The sequence below is a fragment of the Paucilactobacillus nenjiangensis genome (assembly GCF_005405445.1).
GTDB lineage: Bacteria > Bacillota > Bacilli > Lactobacillales > Lactobacillaceae > Paucilactobacillus > Paucilactobacillus nenjiangensis.
Genome location: NZ_BJEB01000013.1, coordinates 1 through 16,725, shown reverse-complemented (window position 1 = coordinate 16,725; position 16,725 = coordinate 1). Strand labels below are relative to the sequence as shown.

19 protein-coding genes and 1 other annotated feature are annotated in these 16,725 nt (G+C 38.6%); of the genes, 15 read left to right on the top strand and 4 right to left on the bottom strand.

Annotated features, from left to right (window positions below):
• Nucleotides 1–18 precede the first annotated feature (18 nt).
• On the top strand, nucleotides 19–345 hold the full coding sequence (hisE, locus tag FFM59_RS03180; protein ID WP_371858072.1) for a phosphoribosyl-ATP diphosphatase: 327 nt from the start codon (nucleotides 19–21) through the stop codon (nucleotides 343–345).
• Nucleotides 346–381: 36 nt separating this feature from the next.
• The gene (gene hisC / locus FFM59_RS03175) at nucleotides 382–1,446 is read left to right on the top strand and encodes a histidinol-phosphate transaminase (RefSeq protein WP_137601615.1); all 1,065 of its coding nucleotides are present in this window, start codon (nucleotides 382–384) and stop codon (nucleotides 1,444–1,446) included.
• Between the two features lie 209 nt (nucleotides 1,447–1,655).
• Here the strand turns inward: hisC and FFM59_RS03170 are convergent, their stop codons facing one another.
• Nucleotides 1,656–2,288: a GTP pyrophosphokinase gene (locus FFM59_RS03170; RefSeq protein ID WP_170175911.1), complete on the bottom strand. Its 633-nt coding sequence runs from the start codon at nucleotides 2,286–2,288 to the stop codon at nucleotides 1,656–1,658.
• Between the two features lie 69 nt (nucleotides 2,289–2,357).
• Nucleotides 2,358–3,230, bottom strand: a complete 873-nt coding sequence (locus FFM59_RS03165; RefSeq protein ID WP_137601614.1) for a DegV family protein — start codon at nucleotides 3,228–3,230, stop codon at nucleotides 2,358–2,360.
• Between the two features lie 155 nt (nucleotides 3,231–3,385).
• Here FFM59_RS03165 and FFM59_RS03160 point away from each other — a divergent pair, with 155 nt between their 5' ends.
• The 6 genes from FFM59_RS03160 (at nucleotide 3,386) to FFM59_RS03135 (ending at nucleotide 7,777) form a co-directional block, all read left to right on the top strand.
• Nucleotides 3,386–3,712 (top strand): hypothetical protein, encoded by a 327-nt coding sequence (locus FFM59_RS03160; RefSeq protein ID WP_137601642.1) that lies wholly within the window; start codon nucleotides 3,386–3,388, stop codon nucleotides 3,710–3,712.
• 2 nt (nucleotides 3,713–3,714) lie between these two features.
• Nucleotides 3,715–4,203: a GNAT family N-acetyltransferase gene (locus tag FFM59_RS03155; RefSeq protein ID WP_137601613.1), complete on the top strand. Its 489-nt coding sequence runs from the start codon at nucleotides 3,715–3,717 to the stop codon at nucleotides 4,201–4,203.
• 139 nt (nucleotides 4,204–4,342) lie between these two features.
• Nucleotides 4,343–5,146 carry a transporter substrate-binding domain-containing protein gene (locus tag FFM59_RS03150; protein WP_137601612.1) on the top strand — a complete coding sequence of 268 codons (804 nt, stop codon included), beginning with the start codon at nucleotides 4,343–4,345 and terminating at the stop codon, nucleotides 5,144–5,146.
• Nucleotides 5,147–5,220: 74 nt separating this feature from the next.
• Nucleotides 5,221–5,441, top strand: a binding site (T-box leader).
• A gap of 76 nt (nucleotides 5,442–5,517) precedes the next feature.
• A complete protein-coding gene (locus FFM59_RS03145; protein ID WP_137601611.1) occupies nucleotides 5,518–6,324 on the top strand; it encodes a transporter substrate-binding domain-containing protein in 807 nt (268 codons plus the stop codon).
• A 22-nt stretch (nucleotides 6,325–6,346) separates the two neighbouring features.
• Complete coding sequence (locus FFM59_RS03140; RefSeq protein ID WP_137601610.1) at nucleotides 6,347–7,039, top strand: amino acid ABC transporter permease; 693 nt, start codon at nucleotides 6,347–6,349, stop codon at nucleotides 7,037–7,039.
• A 3-nt stretch (nucleotides 7,040–7,042) separates the two neighbouring features.
• Nucleotides 7,043–7,777 (top strand): amino acid ABC transporter ATP-binding protein, encoded by a 735-nt coding sequence (locus tag FFM59_RS03135; protein WP_137601609.1) that lies wholly within the window; start codon nucleotides 7,043–7,045, stop codon nucleotides 7,775–7,777.
• Nucleotides 7,778–7,908: 131 nt separating this feature from the next.
• Here FFM59_RS03135 and FFM59_RS03130 read toward each other — a convergent pair whose 3' ends face one another.
• Both FFM59_RS03130 and FFM59_RS03125 read right to left on the bottom strand, forming a co-directional pair.
• The gene (locus FFM59_RS03130; protein ID WP_137601608.1) at nucleotides 7,909–8,136 is read right to left on the bottom strand and encodes a hypothetical protein; all 228 of its coding nucleotides are present in this window, start codon (nucleotides 8,134–8,136) and stop codon (nucleotides 7,909–7,911) included.
• A 24-nt stretch (nucleotides 8,137–8,160) separates the two neighbouring features.
• On the bottom strand, nucleotides 8,161–8,670 hold the full coding sequence (locus FFM59_RS03125; RefSeq protein ID WP_137601607.1) for a YbhB/YbcL family Raf kinase inhibitor-like protein: 510 nt from the start codon (nucleotides 8,668–8,670) through the stop codon (nucleotides 8,161–8,163).
• Nucleotides 8,671–9,518: 848 nt separating this feature from the next.
• Between FFM59_RS03125 and FFM59_RS03120 the strand changes: the two genes are divergently transcribed.
• The 7 genes from FFM59_RS03120 to trpA all read left to right on the top strand — a co-directional run bounded on the left by FFM59_RS03120 (nucleotide 9,519) and on the right by trpA (nucleotide 16,602).
• On the top strand, nucleotides 9,519–10,961 hold the full coding sequence (locus FFM59_RS03120) for an anthranilate synthase component I family protein (protein ID WP_137601606.1): 1,443 nt from the start codon (nucleotides 9,519–9,521) through the stop codon (nucleotides 10,959–10,961).
• Complete coding sequence (locus FFM59_RS03115) at nucleotides 10,958–11,548, top strand: anthranilate synthase component II (protein ID WP_307722419.1); 591 nt, start codon at nucleotides 10,958–10,960, stop codon at nucleotides 11,546–11,548. Before FFM59_RS03120 ends, FFM59_RS03115 begins: the two co-directional genes overlap by 4 nt.
• Before the next feature lie 722 nt (nucleotides 11,549–12,270).
• Nucleotides 12,271–13,287, top strand: a complete 1,017-nt coding sequence (gene trpD, locus FFM59_RS03110) for an anthranilate phosphoribosyltransferase (RefSeq protein ID WP_137601605.1) — start codon at nucleotides 12,271–12,273, stop codon at nucleotides 13,285–13,287.
• Nucleotides 13,284–14,063: an indole-3-glycerol phosphate synthase TrpC gene (trpC, locus tag FFM59_RS03105; RefSeq protein WP_137601604.1), complete on the top strand. Its 780-nt coding sequence runs from the start codon at nucleotides 13,284–13,286 to the stop codon at nucleotides 14,061–14,063. The genes trpD and trpC overlap by 4 nt, the downstream gene beginning before the upstream one ends.
• A 2-nt stretch (nucleotides 14,064–14,065) precedes the next feature.
• Nucleotides 14,066–14,644: a phosphoribosylanthranilate isomerase gene (locus tag FFM59_RS03100; RefSeq protein WP_137601603.1), complete on the top strand. Its 579-nt coding sequence runs from the start codon at nucleotides 14,066–14,068 to the stop codon at nucleotides 14,642–14,644.
• Nucleotides 14,637–15,842 carry a tryptophan synthase subunit beta gene (trpB, locus tag FFM59_RS03095; protein WP_137601602.1) on the top strand — a complete coding sequence of 402 codons (1,206 nt, stop codon included), beginning with the start codon at nucleotides 14,637–14,639 and terminating at the stop codon, nucleotides 15,840–15,842. The genes FFM59_RS03100 and trpB overlap by 8 nt, the downstream gene beginning before the upstream one ends.
• Nucleotides 15,835–16,602 carry a tryptophan synthase subunit alpha gene (trpA, locus tag FFM59_RS03090; protein ID WP_137601601.1) on the top strand — a complete coding sequence of 256 codons (768 nt, stop codon included), beginning with the start codon at nucleotides 15,835–15,837 and terminating at the stop codon, nucleotides 16,600–16,602. Before trpB ends, trpA begins: the two co-directional genes overlap by 8 nt.
• Nucleotides 16,603–16,725: the final 123 nt, after the last annotated feature.

Here is a 16,725-nt window from a genome sequence, read left to right as displayed (position 1 = left end):
TGAAAGGAAGTTATCGACTTGAACGAACAAAATATTGAAGAATTATACGCCATGATTAAAGATCGGAAAGAAAATCCGGTAGAAGGTTCATATACCGACTATTTATTTACTAAAGGCCTGGATAAGATTTTGAAAAAAGTTGGCGAAGAATCAACGGAAGTAATTGTTGCTGCCAAGAACAATAGCGCAGAAGAATTACAATATGAGACTGCTGACCTGTTTTACCATGTGATGGTGTTATTAGTCGAAATGGATATGCCATTTGATAAAATTAAGCAAGAATTAGCTTCTAGAGAAGGCTTAATGAGCAAGACCAAAGATCGAGATCAAATTGAAAAACTATAAATTACCGCGAGCACTATTTTTTCAAAGGAGGTCAATATGAAAGATAATATCAAAAATTTAAAAGCTTATGTACCTGAAGAACCACTGGATGTCTTGATGGAACGATATGGTCTCGACCGGGTAGTGCGCTTGTCAGCAAATGAAAATCCCTTTGGAACATCACCAAAAGTACGAGATACAATTACTAACAGCTTTTTGGAAAGTAATCGCTATCCTGATGGTTCAGCCGAAAAATTGCGTGAAACAGTTAGCAATTTTTACCAAGTTGCACAAGAACAATTAGTCTTTGGGGTGGGGTTAGACGAAATTATTTCATTAATTAATCGGACCTTTTTAACTGATGGGGATGAAGTCTTGTTAAATGCGCCAACCTTTTCTGAGTACGCGTTGAATGCTGAAATTGAAGAAGCTGTGCCCGTGTATGTACCAGTTAAATCTGATGGACACATTGACTTTGATGCTTTAAAGCAAGCTATCAATGATAAAACTAAGTTAATTTGGATCTGTAATCCAAATAATCCCACAGGTACATACGAAGATTTGGCTGCGATTACTGAATTTGTCAAAACAGTACCAGAAGATGTTTTAGTGGTCATTGATGAGGCGTATTTAGAATTTGTCACTGATGAAACTGACAATTCGGCAATGCATTTAGTCAATGATTACGAGAATTTGGTGGTGCTAAGAACTTTTTCAAAGGTATATGGGTTAGCAAATTTCCGGGTTGGCTTTGGTGTCTTTTCTCCAAAATTGGCTAATTATATGCAGACAGTTCGTCTACCTTATAATCTAAATTCAATGTCGCAACAAGTCGCGGTGACCGCATTGCAAGATCAAGATTTTGTCAAAAAGACCGTCCAAAAGACGAAAGAAGAACGTGAACTTTGGGAAGACTGGCTGCGTGAAAACAAAATTATTTTTTATCACAGTCAAGCAAACTTTGTGTTTATTCAATTAGATAATGCCAATAAAGTAGCAGAATACCTAAAAACCAAAGGATTCCTTGTTCGCAACGGCCTTCAACCAGGGTGGTTAAGAATCACGATTGGTAACACCGAAGATAATTTGCAAATTAGAGATTTAATTCTAGAAGCAAAATAGAGTAGAAATAAAAAAATAATTCCAATGTCATGACGGCAGTGGAATTATTTTTTATAATCACGTTTTAAACGAGAGTTGTCACACACTTCTGAGCTATGTTCCAACTCTCAAATCACTCACTTAACTTAATAACACCAACACCTAAAAAACAGGCATTGGTGTTATTTTTGTTAATGCTCGTAATTTAAACGAGAATTGTCACACACTTTTTATCTAATATCTTTATGAATGATTTGCATGTTTTGTTCAATTTGAGTGAGCTCTTCAGCGTAACCAATGAGGTCGTTACTGTATTTAGCGATCATGTTAGGATCGGAATTGGTTTTATATTTTAGTTTGTGCTCCAAACTAGCCCACATATCCATTCCAATTGTTCGAATTTGAATTTCAACCGGGACTTCATAAGGTCCATCCGTTTGAAAGGCTGGAACGGATAAAATCAAATGAAGACTGCTATAGCCACTATCTTTCGGATTGTTAACATAATCTTTCCGGCGAATTAAAGTGACATCGTCTTGTTTTAACAGATTGTCTTCAATGGCTTCGATATCGTCAATGTAATTTGTAATTACTCGAATGCCGGCGATATCAAAAATATTTTGCTGCATCGCATCTTTTTGAAAGGGAATGCCCTTCTTTTTCATCTTATTAAACAGACTGGCCACATCCTTCATACGGGCTTCCATGTGATGGATAGGGTTGTAATCGTAGCGTGTATGAAATTCGGCGTCCAAGTTTTCTAGCTTGGTACCAAATTCGTTCATCCCTGAATGATACAGCTGAAATAAAGTAGTCAACTGGCCGATTTGTTCAGGTGTGACAGAATTGGCAACATTACGCATTTATTCTCGAATACGGCTTGGATTTAAGCTATTTTGATGTTCGTTAATCATGGGTTTACTCCTTGAAAATTATTTTTTTGCAAGTTCTCGCCAATCTTTTGCCCAAATTAAACCCATGGTATTTTCACCGGTATGCACACTAATTACTGGCCCAAGATGACTGGAATTAACTGGTACGCCAGGAAATTCGTCTTTAAATTCAGCTTGCCAGGTGATATTTGCATCTGGATTGTTCGCGTCAATAGTTGTGGCTCGAATTGGGTAGTCAGTGTCTTTAGTTTCAATTTCAAAATCACTGAATGTCTTTTTAAAAGCTTTTTTCATTGTTCGTTCTTTACCAATAGCGACAATTTGGCCAGCATCATTAAAAGTTAAAATTGGTTTAATCCGTAATAAATTACCAACAAAGGCAGAGCTATTTGAAATTCGACCAGTGCGCAGTAAGTGTTTTAAATCATCCACAATAAATAATGCGTGGGTGCTGTCACGTAAATCAGCTAATTTCGGCATAATCTGAGATGCATTGAAGCCGTTACGCACCATCTGAGCTGCCATTAAAGCCATATTTCCTTCACCAGCACTGGCAATCTTTGAGTCAAACGGAAAAACTTTTAATCGATCATAATCTTGGACAAACATCGATAAGTTATCAAAAAAGCTGGTTATTCCTGATGAAAGATGAATTGAAATTACTTCATCATATCCTTCATCGGCAAGCTTGTCATAGGTGGCTTGCATTTGAGCCATCGTAATTTGTGCAGTCGTAGGTAAAACACTCTCATTACGCATGCGGTCAAAGAAAGTTGGACTATCCATATCAATATTTTCAAGATAAGCTTGGTTATCAAAAATCACAGTGATAGGTACCACGGTGATGTCATATTCGTCGGTTAATTTGGGCGGTAGATATGCTGCACTATCAGTCACAATCGCAGTTTTCATATTAGTTGTCCTCATTTCTTTTTGTCAGTTGTTCATTATATACTAGTCGTCAGATTAAACTCAACCGAAGATACTATTCAGAAAGTGAAACTTCGAAGGCAAACGTGATACAATTGTACCGATAAATAATGCACATGAAGATGGGAGTTAATAATATGAGTGTTGATATTCCGCAAAATATGGATGAAGTTGCTATGAATTTGGCAAGAGAAAACAGGGCCGGACATAACTACTCTGAAGACGAAGTAATAAAAAAAGCAGTTTTAGAATCGCTTCAGGCATATACCGACGAAGAAACAGAAGGACACTATGACACAGTGGCCTGGGATGGCGAAAATATGGTTGTCACCGATATTATGAAAGCGAAGATGGGTCAAGTAGAGCCAGTTGGTGCCAACTTCATTGAAGATTTTCGAAAGGATGCAATGGGATTAATGTTTAAGCTAGAAAGCGCCGCAGCTAAAATTACCCATGGTCGTTAATCATGAAAATTACAAATGCAAAATCAGCTGACATTGATGAAATTATGACGATTGAAAATAGTGGTTTCACAACAGACGAGGCAGCAACTGAACCCGCAATGGCTGAAAGAATCGAAGTGATTAATGATACTTTTCTCGTGGCCTATGGCGATGAGGGCGAAGTGCAAGGCTACGTTGTGGGACCAGTGGTTGGACAACGATATTTGACTGACGATTTATTTGAAAAAGTAGTTAATAATCCTGAAAAAGGTGGGTTCCAGAGCGTGCTCAGTTTGGCGGTTTCACCTGCTGCACAACATCAACAAATCGGTTCTAAGTTAATGGAACGCTTAATTGACGATGCTCGAATTGCAAAACGTGATGGCATCACTTTGACCTGTTTAGGTCGGTTAGTACCATTTTATGAATTAAATGGTTTCACAGATGAAGGGTTATCTGACTCAACTCATGGCGGAGAAGTTTGGCATAATATGGTTCTAGAATTGGCTTAATGTCGTCGATTATGAAAAAGATTTAATCTAAACATTAAACTATTCTCATAGTACAGTGAAATCCCCCTTTAATAGACAAACTTAGGTATACTGTTCTTACTGACATTTTGTAAGTAAAATATTGGAGGATTTATTTGTTATGAAAAAATGGTTCAAAATTGCTGCGATTGCCGCGCTAGGTTTATTATTAACGATTACTTTGACGGCTTGCGGTAAAAGTAGTTCAAGTGACTCAGTTCAATTGAAAACTAAGGGAACTTTAACCGTTGGACTCGAGGGCACCTATGCACCATATTCTTATCGTGAAGATGGTAAATTAAAAGGCTTTGAAGTTGAGTTGGCCAGAGATGTCGCTAAAAAAATGGGTTACAAAGTTAAATTTGTACCCACTAAATGGGATAGCTTGATTGCTGGAGTTTCAAGTAAGAAGTTTGATGTGGTCTTCAACAACGTTACCATTACTTCTGCTCGTGCCAAGAAGTTTTCATTCACAGATCCTTATATCTATTCTCGTGAAGTTTTGATTACTAAGAAAGACAACACAACTATCAACAGTGTTGATGACATCAAAAACAAGAAAATTGCCGCCGGTGTTGGTACTAACAACGAAACGGTTGCCCAAAAATTTGGTGCTAAAGTTGTGTCATCCAGTGAATTTACCAGTGCCCTTTCGTTGGTGAAGGATGGTCGAGCTGACGGGAATCTGAATGCGCGTGAAGCATATTTGAGTTATCTGAAGGATAATCCAGCTGCAGCAAATGATTTTAAATACACAGTCATTCCTACTAATAAGGTGAAAGCTGCTAAGATTGCTGGCCTAGTGAATAAGGACAATCCAGCTTTGACTAAGAAAATTAATAAGGCTTTGAAAGAATTGAAAGCTGACGGTACGTTGAAGAAACTTTCAGTGAAGTATTTCACCGCAGATATTACTGAAAAATAAAGTTGCAATCGTTAACTGTTAATTTAAAGTTGACTTTATGTGCAGAGTGCTTTACCATTTTGGTTACAATTAAATTAAAAGTCGATGAAGATGAGTATGAATATTTTTCATTTTAGAGAGTTCCCGGCTGGTGTGAGGGGATATGAAACATTCAGAAGATGGTCTTCGTAAAATCTAGATAATCAAGCTAAGAGTTAAATTATCGTGGTTGGCGCTCATTAACGCGTAGCATTACATCAAAGGGGATTGTGCACAATCCTAAATTAAGGTGGTACCACGATAATTCGTCCTTATTCCGTTTCACTACGGGGTAGGGGCGTTTTTAGTTTATAATAGGTTTATTGACTGGAGTAAAAATGGAGGAATGAAGAATGAAAAGATGGTTGAAGATATTTGGTGTTGCAGCGTTGGGATTATTATTGGCAGTCACATTAACCGCTTGTGGTAAAAGTAGTAGTTCGAATGATTCAGTTCAATTAAAAACTAAAGGAACATTAACAGTTGGCTTGGAAGGCACCTACGCACCATACTCATATCGTGAAGATGGTAAGTTGAAGGGCTTCGAAGTTGATTTAGCAAGAGATGTGGCTAAAAAGTTGGGTTATAAAGTTAAATTTGTACCAACTAAGTGGGACAGCTTAATTGCCGGTGTTTCTAGCAAAAAGTTTGATGTGGTCTTCAATGATGTAACTGTCACGCCTGAACGCTCAAAGAAATTCTCATTTACTGATCCATACATTTACTCTCGTGAAGTGCTCGTTACCGCTAAGAGTAATACAGATATCAAGAGCATCGATGACATCAAAGACAAGAAGATTGCTGCTGGTGTTGGTACCAACAATGAAGATGCTGCCAAAAAATATGGTGCAAAAGTTGTTTCTTCGAGTGAATTTACAAACTCACTTGATTTAGTTAAACAAGGACGTGTTGATGGAACCTTGAATGCGCGTGAAGCCTATCTAAGTTACTTGAAAGACAACCCAAGTGCTGCTAATGACTTCAACTATCAAGTTGTACCAACTAACAAAGTCAAGGCTGCTAAAATTGGTGGTCTAGTTAACAAAAATAACACGGCTTTAACAAAGAAAATTAATAAAGCTTTGAAAGAATTAAAGGATGATGGAACTTTGAAGAAGCTATCTGAAAAGTATTTCACGGCTGATATTACTGAAAAATAGAGTTTAGAAGGGAAATGAAATTATGTGGGACACCATTGTCAAATCTACGCCTGAAATTGTCGGGGCCGGTATCAAATATAGTATTCCTTTGGCCTTAATTTCGTTCGTAATTGCGATGGTAATTGCCGTAGCAACTGCTTTAGTGCGAACAACCGAGCCAAAAGGAAGTGGCATTACCAAATTTTTATTTAAACTGTTAAAGTGGATTATCAGTTTTTATATTTGGCTATTCCGGTCGACGCCATTGTTGGTTCAATTATTCATTGTGTTTTTTGGACTGCCAAGTATTGGGGTGGAGCTTGATGCATTCACCGCCGGGATTATCACCTTCTCATTAAATACCGGTGCTTATTGTTCTGAATCAGTTCGTGGAGCAATTATTTCAATTCCTAAGAGTCAGTGGGAGGCAGCCTACGCTATTGGTATGTCATATTCTCAAGTGTTATTTAGAATTATTTTCCCTCAAGCCATGCGTGTGGCGATTCCACCAGTGTCCAATTCATTTATCGGATTGGTCAAAGACACCTCGCTGGCAAGTTCAATTACGATTTTGGAAATGTTCACTGTCAGTCAACAAATTGCCGCTAAAAATTATGAACCCATGTTGATGTATTGTATGGTTGCCGTGTATTACGCCGTCTTTTGTTCAATTTTGAGTATTGGGCAATACTACTTGGAAAGATACACGTCACGCTACATTGTGACTGGGGGTTAATAGATGTTAAAACTAGAACATGTTGATAAAGAGTATGCTGACCATCATGCTTTAAATGATATTAATTTGGAATTTCAAGAACATGAAACGACGGTCTTACTAGGGCCTTCAGGTGCTGGTAAATCAACGTTATTGCGCTCGCTTAATTTGTTGGAAGAGCCTGAACGTGGTATTTATCAAATCAGTGATCATACAATTGATTTCAGCAAAGACATTTCGAATAAAGAAAAATTACAAATTCGGCAATTAACTGGGATGGTCTTTCAAAGTTGGAATCTATTTCCTCACTTGACTATTTTACAAAATATTACTGAAGGACCAATTCACGTCTTAAAGCAAAGTAAAGCTGACGCCGAGACCAATGCTGAACGATTACTTAAATTGGTGGGCTTGGAAGACACCAAGAATCGTTTTCCAAACCAACTTTCGGGTGGTCAACAGCAACGAATTTCAATTTGTCGTGCACTAGCGATGAATCCTGAATATATTTTATTTGATGAGCCAACCAGTGCTTTGGATCCGGAACTAGAAGCCCAGGTATTACGGGTGTTATTGGAGTTAGCCGAAGAAAAGCAATCGATGATTGTGGTGACTCATAATTTGGAGTTTGCAAGACGAGTCGCTAATAAAATCGTCTTTCTGGAGAATGGCAAAATTGAATTTGAAGGTACTGCGGATGAATTTTTCAATCATCCAACAGATCGAATTAAGGCATTTTTGACGGGGATGACATTCTAAGTTGAGAAGGCTTTACGAAGCAGATGAGGTAAGCTGGAATAAATAAGGCATAACGAATCGGTTTGCTTCGGAATTTGGACAACAAAAAAAGTAGCACCCAATTAATTTTGGATGCTACTTTTTAAATCCAATTAAATTTTCTTTTTTACTTCATATGCATTGGGATGGTCTTTATGGCCTTCTGGTAATGCATCTTTAGCATAGAAGATAGCGTAATCTTTATCATCAGGACCTTTGGCAATTACCAAATCATCGAGTGATTTATTGTTCTTCCAAAGTTGGCCCTTACGCACAGCCTCTTGATAATCATTAATATTAGCGATTGAATCTCCTGGATTGAAAAAAATACGATCTGACATACGAATCAACTCTCTTTCATCAAATTATTTACGGCTAAGGAAGTCCACTTTAACTTGTTCTAGTATGTGACCTTCGATGGCGTGATAGAACTCATTGAGCCAGTAGCCGTTTTCTAATGGCAACTTGGTATCTAAAGCATAAACGTATAACGAGTACAGATGGTCCTTATCTGGTGGCTGAGGACCGTTGTAACGCTGAATCTGTAATGGATCAGTTGCGCCAACCATTCCTCCAGCAGTACTATTTTTACCCTGAATCATTTGAAAGGAGTCATCACGACTGGCATCCTCAGGAATTTCAGTTAATGTAGCGGGGATGTTGGCAGCCGCCCAATGAATCCAGGTGAAACCTGATACTGGAATGGCATCATCATCTACCATGACTAACGCGATTGAAACTGTTTCGGCAGGCAGGGATGTGATTGAAATTGGAAACGATAACGCTGGATGGTTATCATACTTATATTCGTCAGGAGCGTACTTGCCGTATTTGTCAGGCAAATAGCCATCAACGATTGGTAATGAAACTTGCACGAACATCACTCCTCTTCTTCTTGATAATTTCATTATACATTTTTTTATCAGGTGGAGCGAATAACAGGTTATTTGTTGAATGAAAATCGATAACCCTTGACAAGTATTCAAAATAAATATATTCTAATTGATAATTTAATACGTCCACATGAAACCGATGAAGTGGAGATCAAGATAATCGTGCACGCACAGAGAGTTGACGCAGCTGGAAGTTCAACCGAACGCAGATTATTAAATGGACCACGGAGGGAATGCTGAAAGCATTTAGGTAGCGGACAAGAACGTTAATTCTTGAGTGTTAATGAAAATTACAGATTGCATTCGAAGAATGTGAGATGGAATTTGTAATTAAACGGAGAGAATTGTTCTTGGAAGCTGAGTTAATCAAACCTAACTGTAAGTACCGCATTACGTCAGACACGCGTCAGTTGTCAGGAATGTGTTTGCATTCTGCAAAGAGTAGAAACGATTTTATTCGTTAGTACTAATTTTTCAGGTGGATGATTTGAGAGCTTAACAATTTTTGTAATTGTTTTGTTCATGAATTGTCCCAGAAAATCACTAGTACGTTCTGAATTAAGGTGGCACCGCGGGAAATCCGTCCTTATAACAAGTTATTATTTTTGTTATGTGGACGGATTTTTTGATTTGAAGTGTGAGCCAACACGGTTAGCTTCTGGAGTATAAGAAAAAATATTAGAACTTGAAAAGTGATAAATATTTTGAAGTTATACATGAGGGAGCTGTGCTGGCGAACACGATGTGGAACAAGTTGAGTAATGGAACTCGTTTAATCAAAATTGAATAACGTGATTACGTTTAAAAAATAAAAAAGTGAGGTCATTTAAATGTTTCCAACAATTGATGAATTAAAAACATACGCAAAAAATTATCGATATGCACCAGTGAAAGTGGAAGTAGATTTAGCTGATTTTGATGTCTATCAAGTGACGGATTATCTGGATCAGTATTATGATACTTGCTTGCAACTGACTATCAATAATCACGACCAAAGTAAATTTACATATATCGTAGTTGATCCTAGTGCTGAAATCAGAATCGAAGCGGATGGCGTATATGTTGACGGTGACAAGCAATCAGTCAATGCGCACGAATATTTAAATGATATTTTGACCAAATATCGGACGCCGAAAATCGAAGGAATGCCACCTTTTAGCGCGGGAACTACTGGTTACTTCGCCTATGAATATATTAAAGAGGCTGTTTTAAAATTAAAAAAATTGCCTACTTTGCCTGATCATCAACCATTGGCACGGCTGTTATTAGCTGATATTGTCATTGCCTATGACCATGAACGTGGGGTCTGTGAATTTATCAAATTGGTTGACTTAACAGATTTGACGGAAAGTGTTGAACAAGCTGAAAAACAATTAACGATGTTGAAAAACATGGTTTTGCAAATTCCCAACCACGAGCTGCAAACATTTAACTTACTACATGACTTCACCCCGCGATTTGCCGAATCACAATTCGCTGCCGGTGTGGAAGAAATTCGTAAAGAAATTGAAGCTGGTGAAGTGTTCCAGCTGATTTATTCCAATCCACAACATGCCCGTCTGACTGGTAATTTGATTCGAATTGCACGACAGTTGGACCAAGATAACCCATCACCTTATGAATTTTATTTTCATCAGGGTACCTATCAGGCAGTCGTTGCATCGCCAGAGACGTTAGTTCGGCGTGATGATGATAAGTTGATGACCTACCCATTAGCCGGTACGCGTCGACGTGGTAAAACAGAAGCAGAAGACATTGCATTTGAAAAAGAATTGACCACCAGCAAAAAAGAATTGTCTGAACATAATATGCTTGTTGATCTGGGACGTAATGATTTGGGAGCCGTCAGTAAAATAAGCTCAGTTAAAGTCACCACACATGCAGAAGTACTAAAATTTTCACAGGTCATGCATTTAGGCTCAGTTGTTGAATCGACCGCATTAGATAATCTTACTGCGTTAGATTTATTAGATTCAGTCTTTCCGGCAGGAACACTATCAGGAGCACCTAAAGTACATGCGATTGAGTTAATTTATAAACACGAAAGAATTACTCGAGGGATTTATGGTGGTTGTTTTGGCTACTTTGATTTTAACGGCGATGTAGATATGGGAATTGGTATTCGACTGGTGTACACACAACTTGATCAAGCAACAATCCATTCAGGAGCTGGCATTGTGGCTGATAGTAATCCTAAACATGAATATCAAGAAGGCTTCAATAAAGCACGTGCAGTTAATCTAGCGATTATTAAAGCTGAGGAGGCAAAATGATGAAAATTTTAATCGATAATTACGATAGTTTCACTTATAATTTGTACCAACAAATAGGTTCATTTGATCCAGATATTAAAGTGATTAAAAACGATGAAGTGACTTTAGATGAACTCAAAACCATGAATCCGACCCATCTAATTTTGTCGCCAGGTCCAGGCCGTCCAGAAGATTCAGGTATTAGTTTGGAAGCTGCCAGATATTTTGCAAATCGCATTCCAATGCTAGGTGTTTGTATGGGATTAGAAGTCATTTGTGTGGCGTTGGGTGGTCGCTTAAAGATGGCTAATCGCTTGATGCATGGGAAAGCAGGCGAAGTGACTTTCGACATTAATGATCCATTATTTAATGGCTTAGATAAAGACGGGGTCGTGGCGAGATATCATTCACTCGTGGCAGATCCAGCAACATTACCAGGAATTTTCGATGTTTCTGCCATGTCAGAAGATGGCGACATTATGGCGCTGACTATTCCATCAATGGACATCTATGCGGTTCAATTTCATCCCGAATCAGTGATGACGCAACCAGGATTAGGTGACCAAATAATTGAAAATTTCTTAGAGTGTTCTGCAATTGTCAAATAACTTAATTAAAAAGTATTGACAAAGTTCTAATCATGTTTTAATCTATTTACAACTTAATATTTGTCCACATGAAACCGATGAAGTGGAGATCAAGATAATCGTGCACGCACAGAGAGTTGACGTAGCTGGGAGTTCAACCGAACGCAGATTGTTAAATGGACCACGGAGGGAATGCTGAAAGCAGCCAGGTAGCGGACAAGAACGGTAATTCTTGAGTATTAATGAAAATTACAGATTACATTCGAAGAATGTGAGATGAAATTTGTAATTAAACGGAGAGAATTGTTCTTGGAAGCTGAGTTAATCAAACCTAACTGCAAGTACCGCATTACGTCAGACACGCGTCAGTTGTCAGGAATGTGTTTGCATTCTGCAAAGAGTAGAAACGATTTTATTCGTTAGTACTAATTTTTCAGGTGGATGATTTAAGGACTTAATAATTTTAGTAATTGTTTTGTTCCTAAATTATCCCAGAAAATAACTAGTACGTTCTGAATTAAGGTGGCACCGCGGAGAATCCGTCCTTATAACAAATTGTATTTTGTTATGTGGGCGGATTTTTTTGTGATTATGAGAGTGTGACATTACTCGATTAACTGGCGAACACGATATGGAACAAATTTAGAAAATTCAAGGGAGATCAACATGATGACACGATGGCAAACTTCAAAAATAATAACTAATCAAATTAAACTAATAAAAATTGAAATGAGGAATTTAAAATGATTGAATCAGCAATTAAGAAACTTTCACTTAAAGAAGAATTGAGCTTTGAAGAAGCAGAAACAGTAATGAACGAAATTATGGATGGTAAAACTGATGATATTCAAATTGCAGCATACCTGACAGCATTGAATATGAAGGATTCAAATCCAGACGAAATTGCCGGAAGTGCCAAAGCGATGCGCAACCATGCGGAACCATTTGAAGCTGGCGAAGAAGTACTAGAAATAGTTGGAACTGGTGGAGATCATTCAAACAGCTTTAATATTTCTTCTACATCAGCTATCGTCGTTGCAGCGGCAGGAATCCCAGTTGCCAAACATGGTAACCGTGCTGCATCATCAAAGAGTGGTGCGGCAGACGTACTCGAAGCTTTAGGGATGAATATTAATTTAACCCCATTACAAAGTGAAAAATTATTGAAAGAGGCCGGCTTTGCTTTCCTTTTTGCACAAGAATATCACAAGGCTATGCGTTATGTGAGTCCTGTTCGAAAGGAATTGGGAATTCGAACGGTATTCAACGTACTTGGACCACTGACAAATCCAGCACATGCCAGTCGGCAATTACTTGGAGTTTACGATCAAAAAATGATGCAAGATCTTGCCAATGTGCTGGTTAGCTTGAACGTGACAGATGCCATGGTTGTTCATGGCCAAGACGGATTAGATGAAGTTACCTTAACAACCAAAACAGATACAATTGAAATTCGAAATGGCAAAATGACTAAATACGAAATTAATCCACTTGATTATGGATTTGAACTTTGCAAACCAGAAGATCTTGTCGGTGGGACACCGGCTGAAAATGCTGCAATCACTCGGGCAATTTTAAACGGTGAGAAAGGACCTAAACGCGATGTTGTCCTTTTGAATGCTGGAGCGGCTTTACACGTTGCTAACCCAGAATTGAGTTTGGCTGATGGCATTAACAAGGCAGCTGAAACAATCAATAGTGGGTTAGCCGCAAAGAAACTGGATCAAATTGTGACATTTACAAAGGGAGCAGTTGCATGATTTTAGATGACTTAGTAGCATCCACTAAAAAAAGAGTTGCTGCAAGTAAGCAACAAATTAGCACTGATGAGATGAAACAACAAGCGTTGGCAATGCCAGTAAAAAAGGAACGTCCTTTTGAACAAGCGTTGGCAAAGGATGGATTGAATATCATTTCTGAAGTCAAAAAAGCTTCGCCCTCAAAGGGAATCATTGCAGAAGACTTTCCTTATTTGGAAATCGCCAAATCGTATGATGCAGCCGGCGCTGATGCTATTTCAGTGTTAACGGAACCAGAATACTTTAAAGGCTCGATTGAATACCTGAGAGAGATTGCTGCTGAGGTTAGCATTCCAGTTCTACGCAAAGACTTTGTTGTTGATGAATATATGATTTACGAAGCAAAAGTTGCGGGGGCATCAGCAATTTTGTTGATTGTGGCAATCTTAACTGACCAAGAATTGCAAGCTAATCTGGCTTTAGCTGACTCACTTGGTTTATCAGTTTTAGTCGAAGCACATGATGAAAATGAAATTCAGCGGGCACTAACGGCAGGAGCCAAAATCATTGGCGTCAATAATCGTAATTTAAAAGATTTCACAGTGGATTTTTCGAACAGTGAACGATTAAGAAAATTAGTTCCATCTGATAAAATCTTTGTTGCCGAAAGTGGCGTCAAAAAACCGGCAGATGTAGTGGAATTAAAGCAACACGATATTCACGTCGCATTGATTGGCGAAACGTTAATGAGAAGTGATGATAAACAAGCGATGATTCGGGAATTAAAGGAGGCGTAGTTATGGCAAAGGCTAAAATATGTGGGCTAATGAGACTTGAAGATATTGAGGCCGTCAACAACGCGCATCCAGAAATGGCGGGTTTTGTATTTGCCGATAGTCGTCGTCAAATCAGCGTACCAACTGCCCAAAATTTCAGAACTCATTTAGACAATGACATCAAAACGGTTGGGGTTTTTGTAGAACCAGATATGAAAAAAATCGAACAGCTCGCTAAGGACAAAACCGTGTCGGTAATTCAAATTCATGGCAAACAAAATCAAGAGACAGTGACAAAAATTCAAGCGTTAGGTTTGCAAGTGACTCAAGTTATTCATCCAGGGGAAGAGCTAATTACTAAACCGGATTACGTGATGTATGATGGACAAAATCCAGGGTCGGGCCAGTTAATTAACTGGACTCAGATCAAAAAACCTGATCAACCAGTTTTCTTGGCTGGTGGATTAACCCCAGAAAACGTCGCTAAAGCTATACAAGCAATCCAACCTGACTTTGTCGATGTTAGTTCGGGAGTAGAAACATATCAACAAAAAGATTCCGCAAAAATAAGCAAATTTACACAGGAGGCACATAATGGATAAAGTAGAAGAACAAACAAAAGCAGGCCGCTTCGGTCAATTTGGTGGTCAGTACATACCAGAAACATTAATGGGTGAAATTGATCGGTTAACTGCCGCATATAATAAGTACAAAGATGATCCAGACTTTAAGGCTGAATTGAAGGATTTATTAAATAACTACGCTGGACGTCCATCATTGTTATATCATGCAAAACGTATGACAGAAGATTTGGGCGGGGCGCAAATTTATCTCAAACGGGAAGATTTGAACCATACTGGTTCACATAAATTGAATAATGTTTTGGGACAAGCTTTATTGGCCCAACGGATGGGAAAAACGCGTTTAATTGCGGAAACTGGTGCTGGTCAACATGGGGTTGCCACTGCCACCGCTGCCGCATTGATGGGGATGGAATGTGAAGTCTTCATGGGTTCATTAGACGTTGAGCGTCAAGCGTTGAATGTTTACCGGATGGAACTACTAGGTGCCAAAGTGCACTCAGTGACAACGGGTACAGGAACGCTAAAGGATGCTGTTAACGCAGCGATGCAAGAATGGACTCGTCGGGTTGATGATACTCATTATTTGATTGGCTCAACCATGGGACCTTATCCATTTCCAACGATGGTGCGTGATTTTCAATCTGTTATTAGTGAAGAAATCAAAGCCCAATTGTTAGAACAAACTGGTAAATTACCAGATGTCGTTTTGGCTTGCGTCGGTGGTGGTAGTAACGCTATGGGTGCCTTTTACAACTTTATTGATGACAAAGATGTTCGCTTAATTGGTTGTGAAGCTGCTGGGAAGGGCATTGATACGGATCAACATGCAGCCACACTTGGAAAAGGCCGGACTGGTATTTTTCACGGTATGAAATCAAAATTCCTCCAAGATGATGATGGTGATATTAAGGAAGTTTACTCAATTTCAGCTGGACTCGATTATCCTGGGATTGGACCTGAACATGCTTTCTTACAAGAAATTCATCGCGCAGAATATGTTGGGATTACTGATGACGAAGCGGTCGACGCTTTTGAATATATCGCTCAACAGGAAGGTATCGTAGCAGCAATTGAAAGCTGCCATGCGGTTGCTTATGTGAAAAAATTAGCACCAACAATGCGTAAAGATCAAATTATTGTATGCAACTTATCCGGTCGTGGCGATAAGGACGTTGCCGCAATTGCTCGTTACAGAGGGGTGGATATTCATGACTAAATTACAAGATGCGTTTTCAGATCCAAAAACATTGGTAGCTTTTACAGTTGCTGGTGATCCTAACATGCAAAAGAGTGTTGACTATGTATTATCAATGGTTAATGCCGGGGCAGATGTGATTGAACTGGGGATTCCATTTAGCGATCCAACCGCAGATGGTCCCGTAGTTCAAGCTGGTGGCTTACGTGCCTTTGCATCTGGAATTACAACGACTAAAGTCTTTGAAATTGTCAAAATGATTCGCGCACAAACCGATGTGCCATTGGTATTCTTGTCCTATTTAAATAAGTTGTTTGATTATGGTTACCAAGCATTTTTTGAAAAGTGTCAAGAACTCGATGTCAATGGCGTTGTGATTCCGGATTTACCATATGAAGAACGTGGTGAAATTGCCGACTTGGCAGAAGGTCATGGAGTATCAATCATTCCATTAGTAGCTCCAACTTCAGGTGATCGAATTCAAAAGATTGTCAAAGATAGTACAGGTTTTGTCTACTTAGTTTCATCACTTGGAATTACTGGCGTTCGTGATGACAACGAAATGAGTCATGACTTAAGTGCTAGTGTCGCTGAAATTAAGAAATACACTGATGCACCAGTTGCAGTGGGTTTTGGTATTCATACACCTGAACAAGTTGAAAAAATGAATGAAATTGCAGATGGAGCTATTATTGGTTCTGGAATTGTGAAGCTAGTTGAAAATGATCCAGACAATGCTAGTGCAGCGATTGAAGAATATGTCAAAGCTATCAAAGCATAAAAAAATATCGCAAAATCAGCTGTTTGCTGACTTTGCGATATTTTTATTTTTGGGTCTTCGTCAACTGGTATTGGTGACCCAGATATTGGAACATCCTTCGGGATGTTCTTTTATTTTACAATC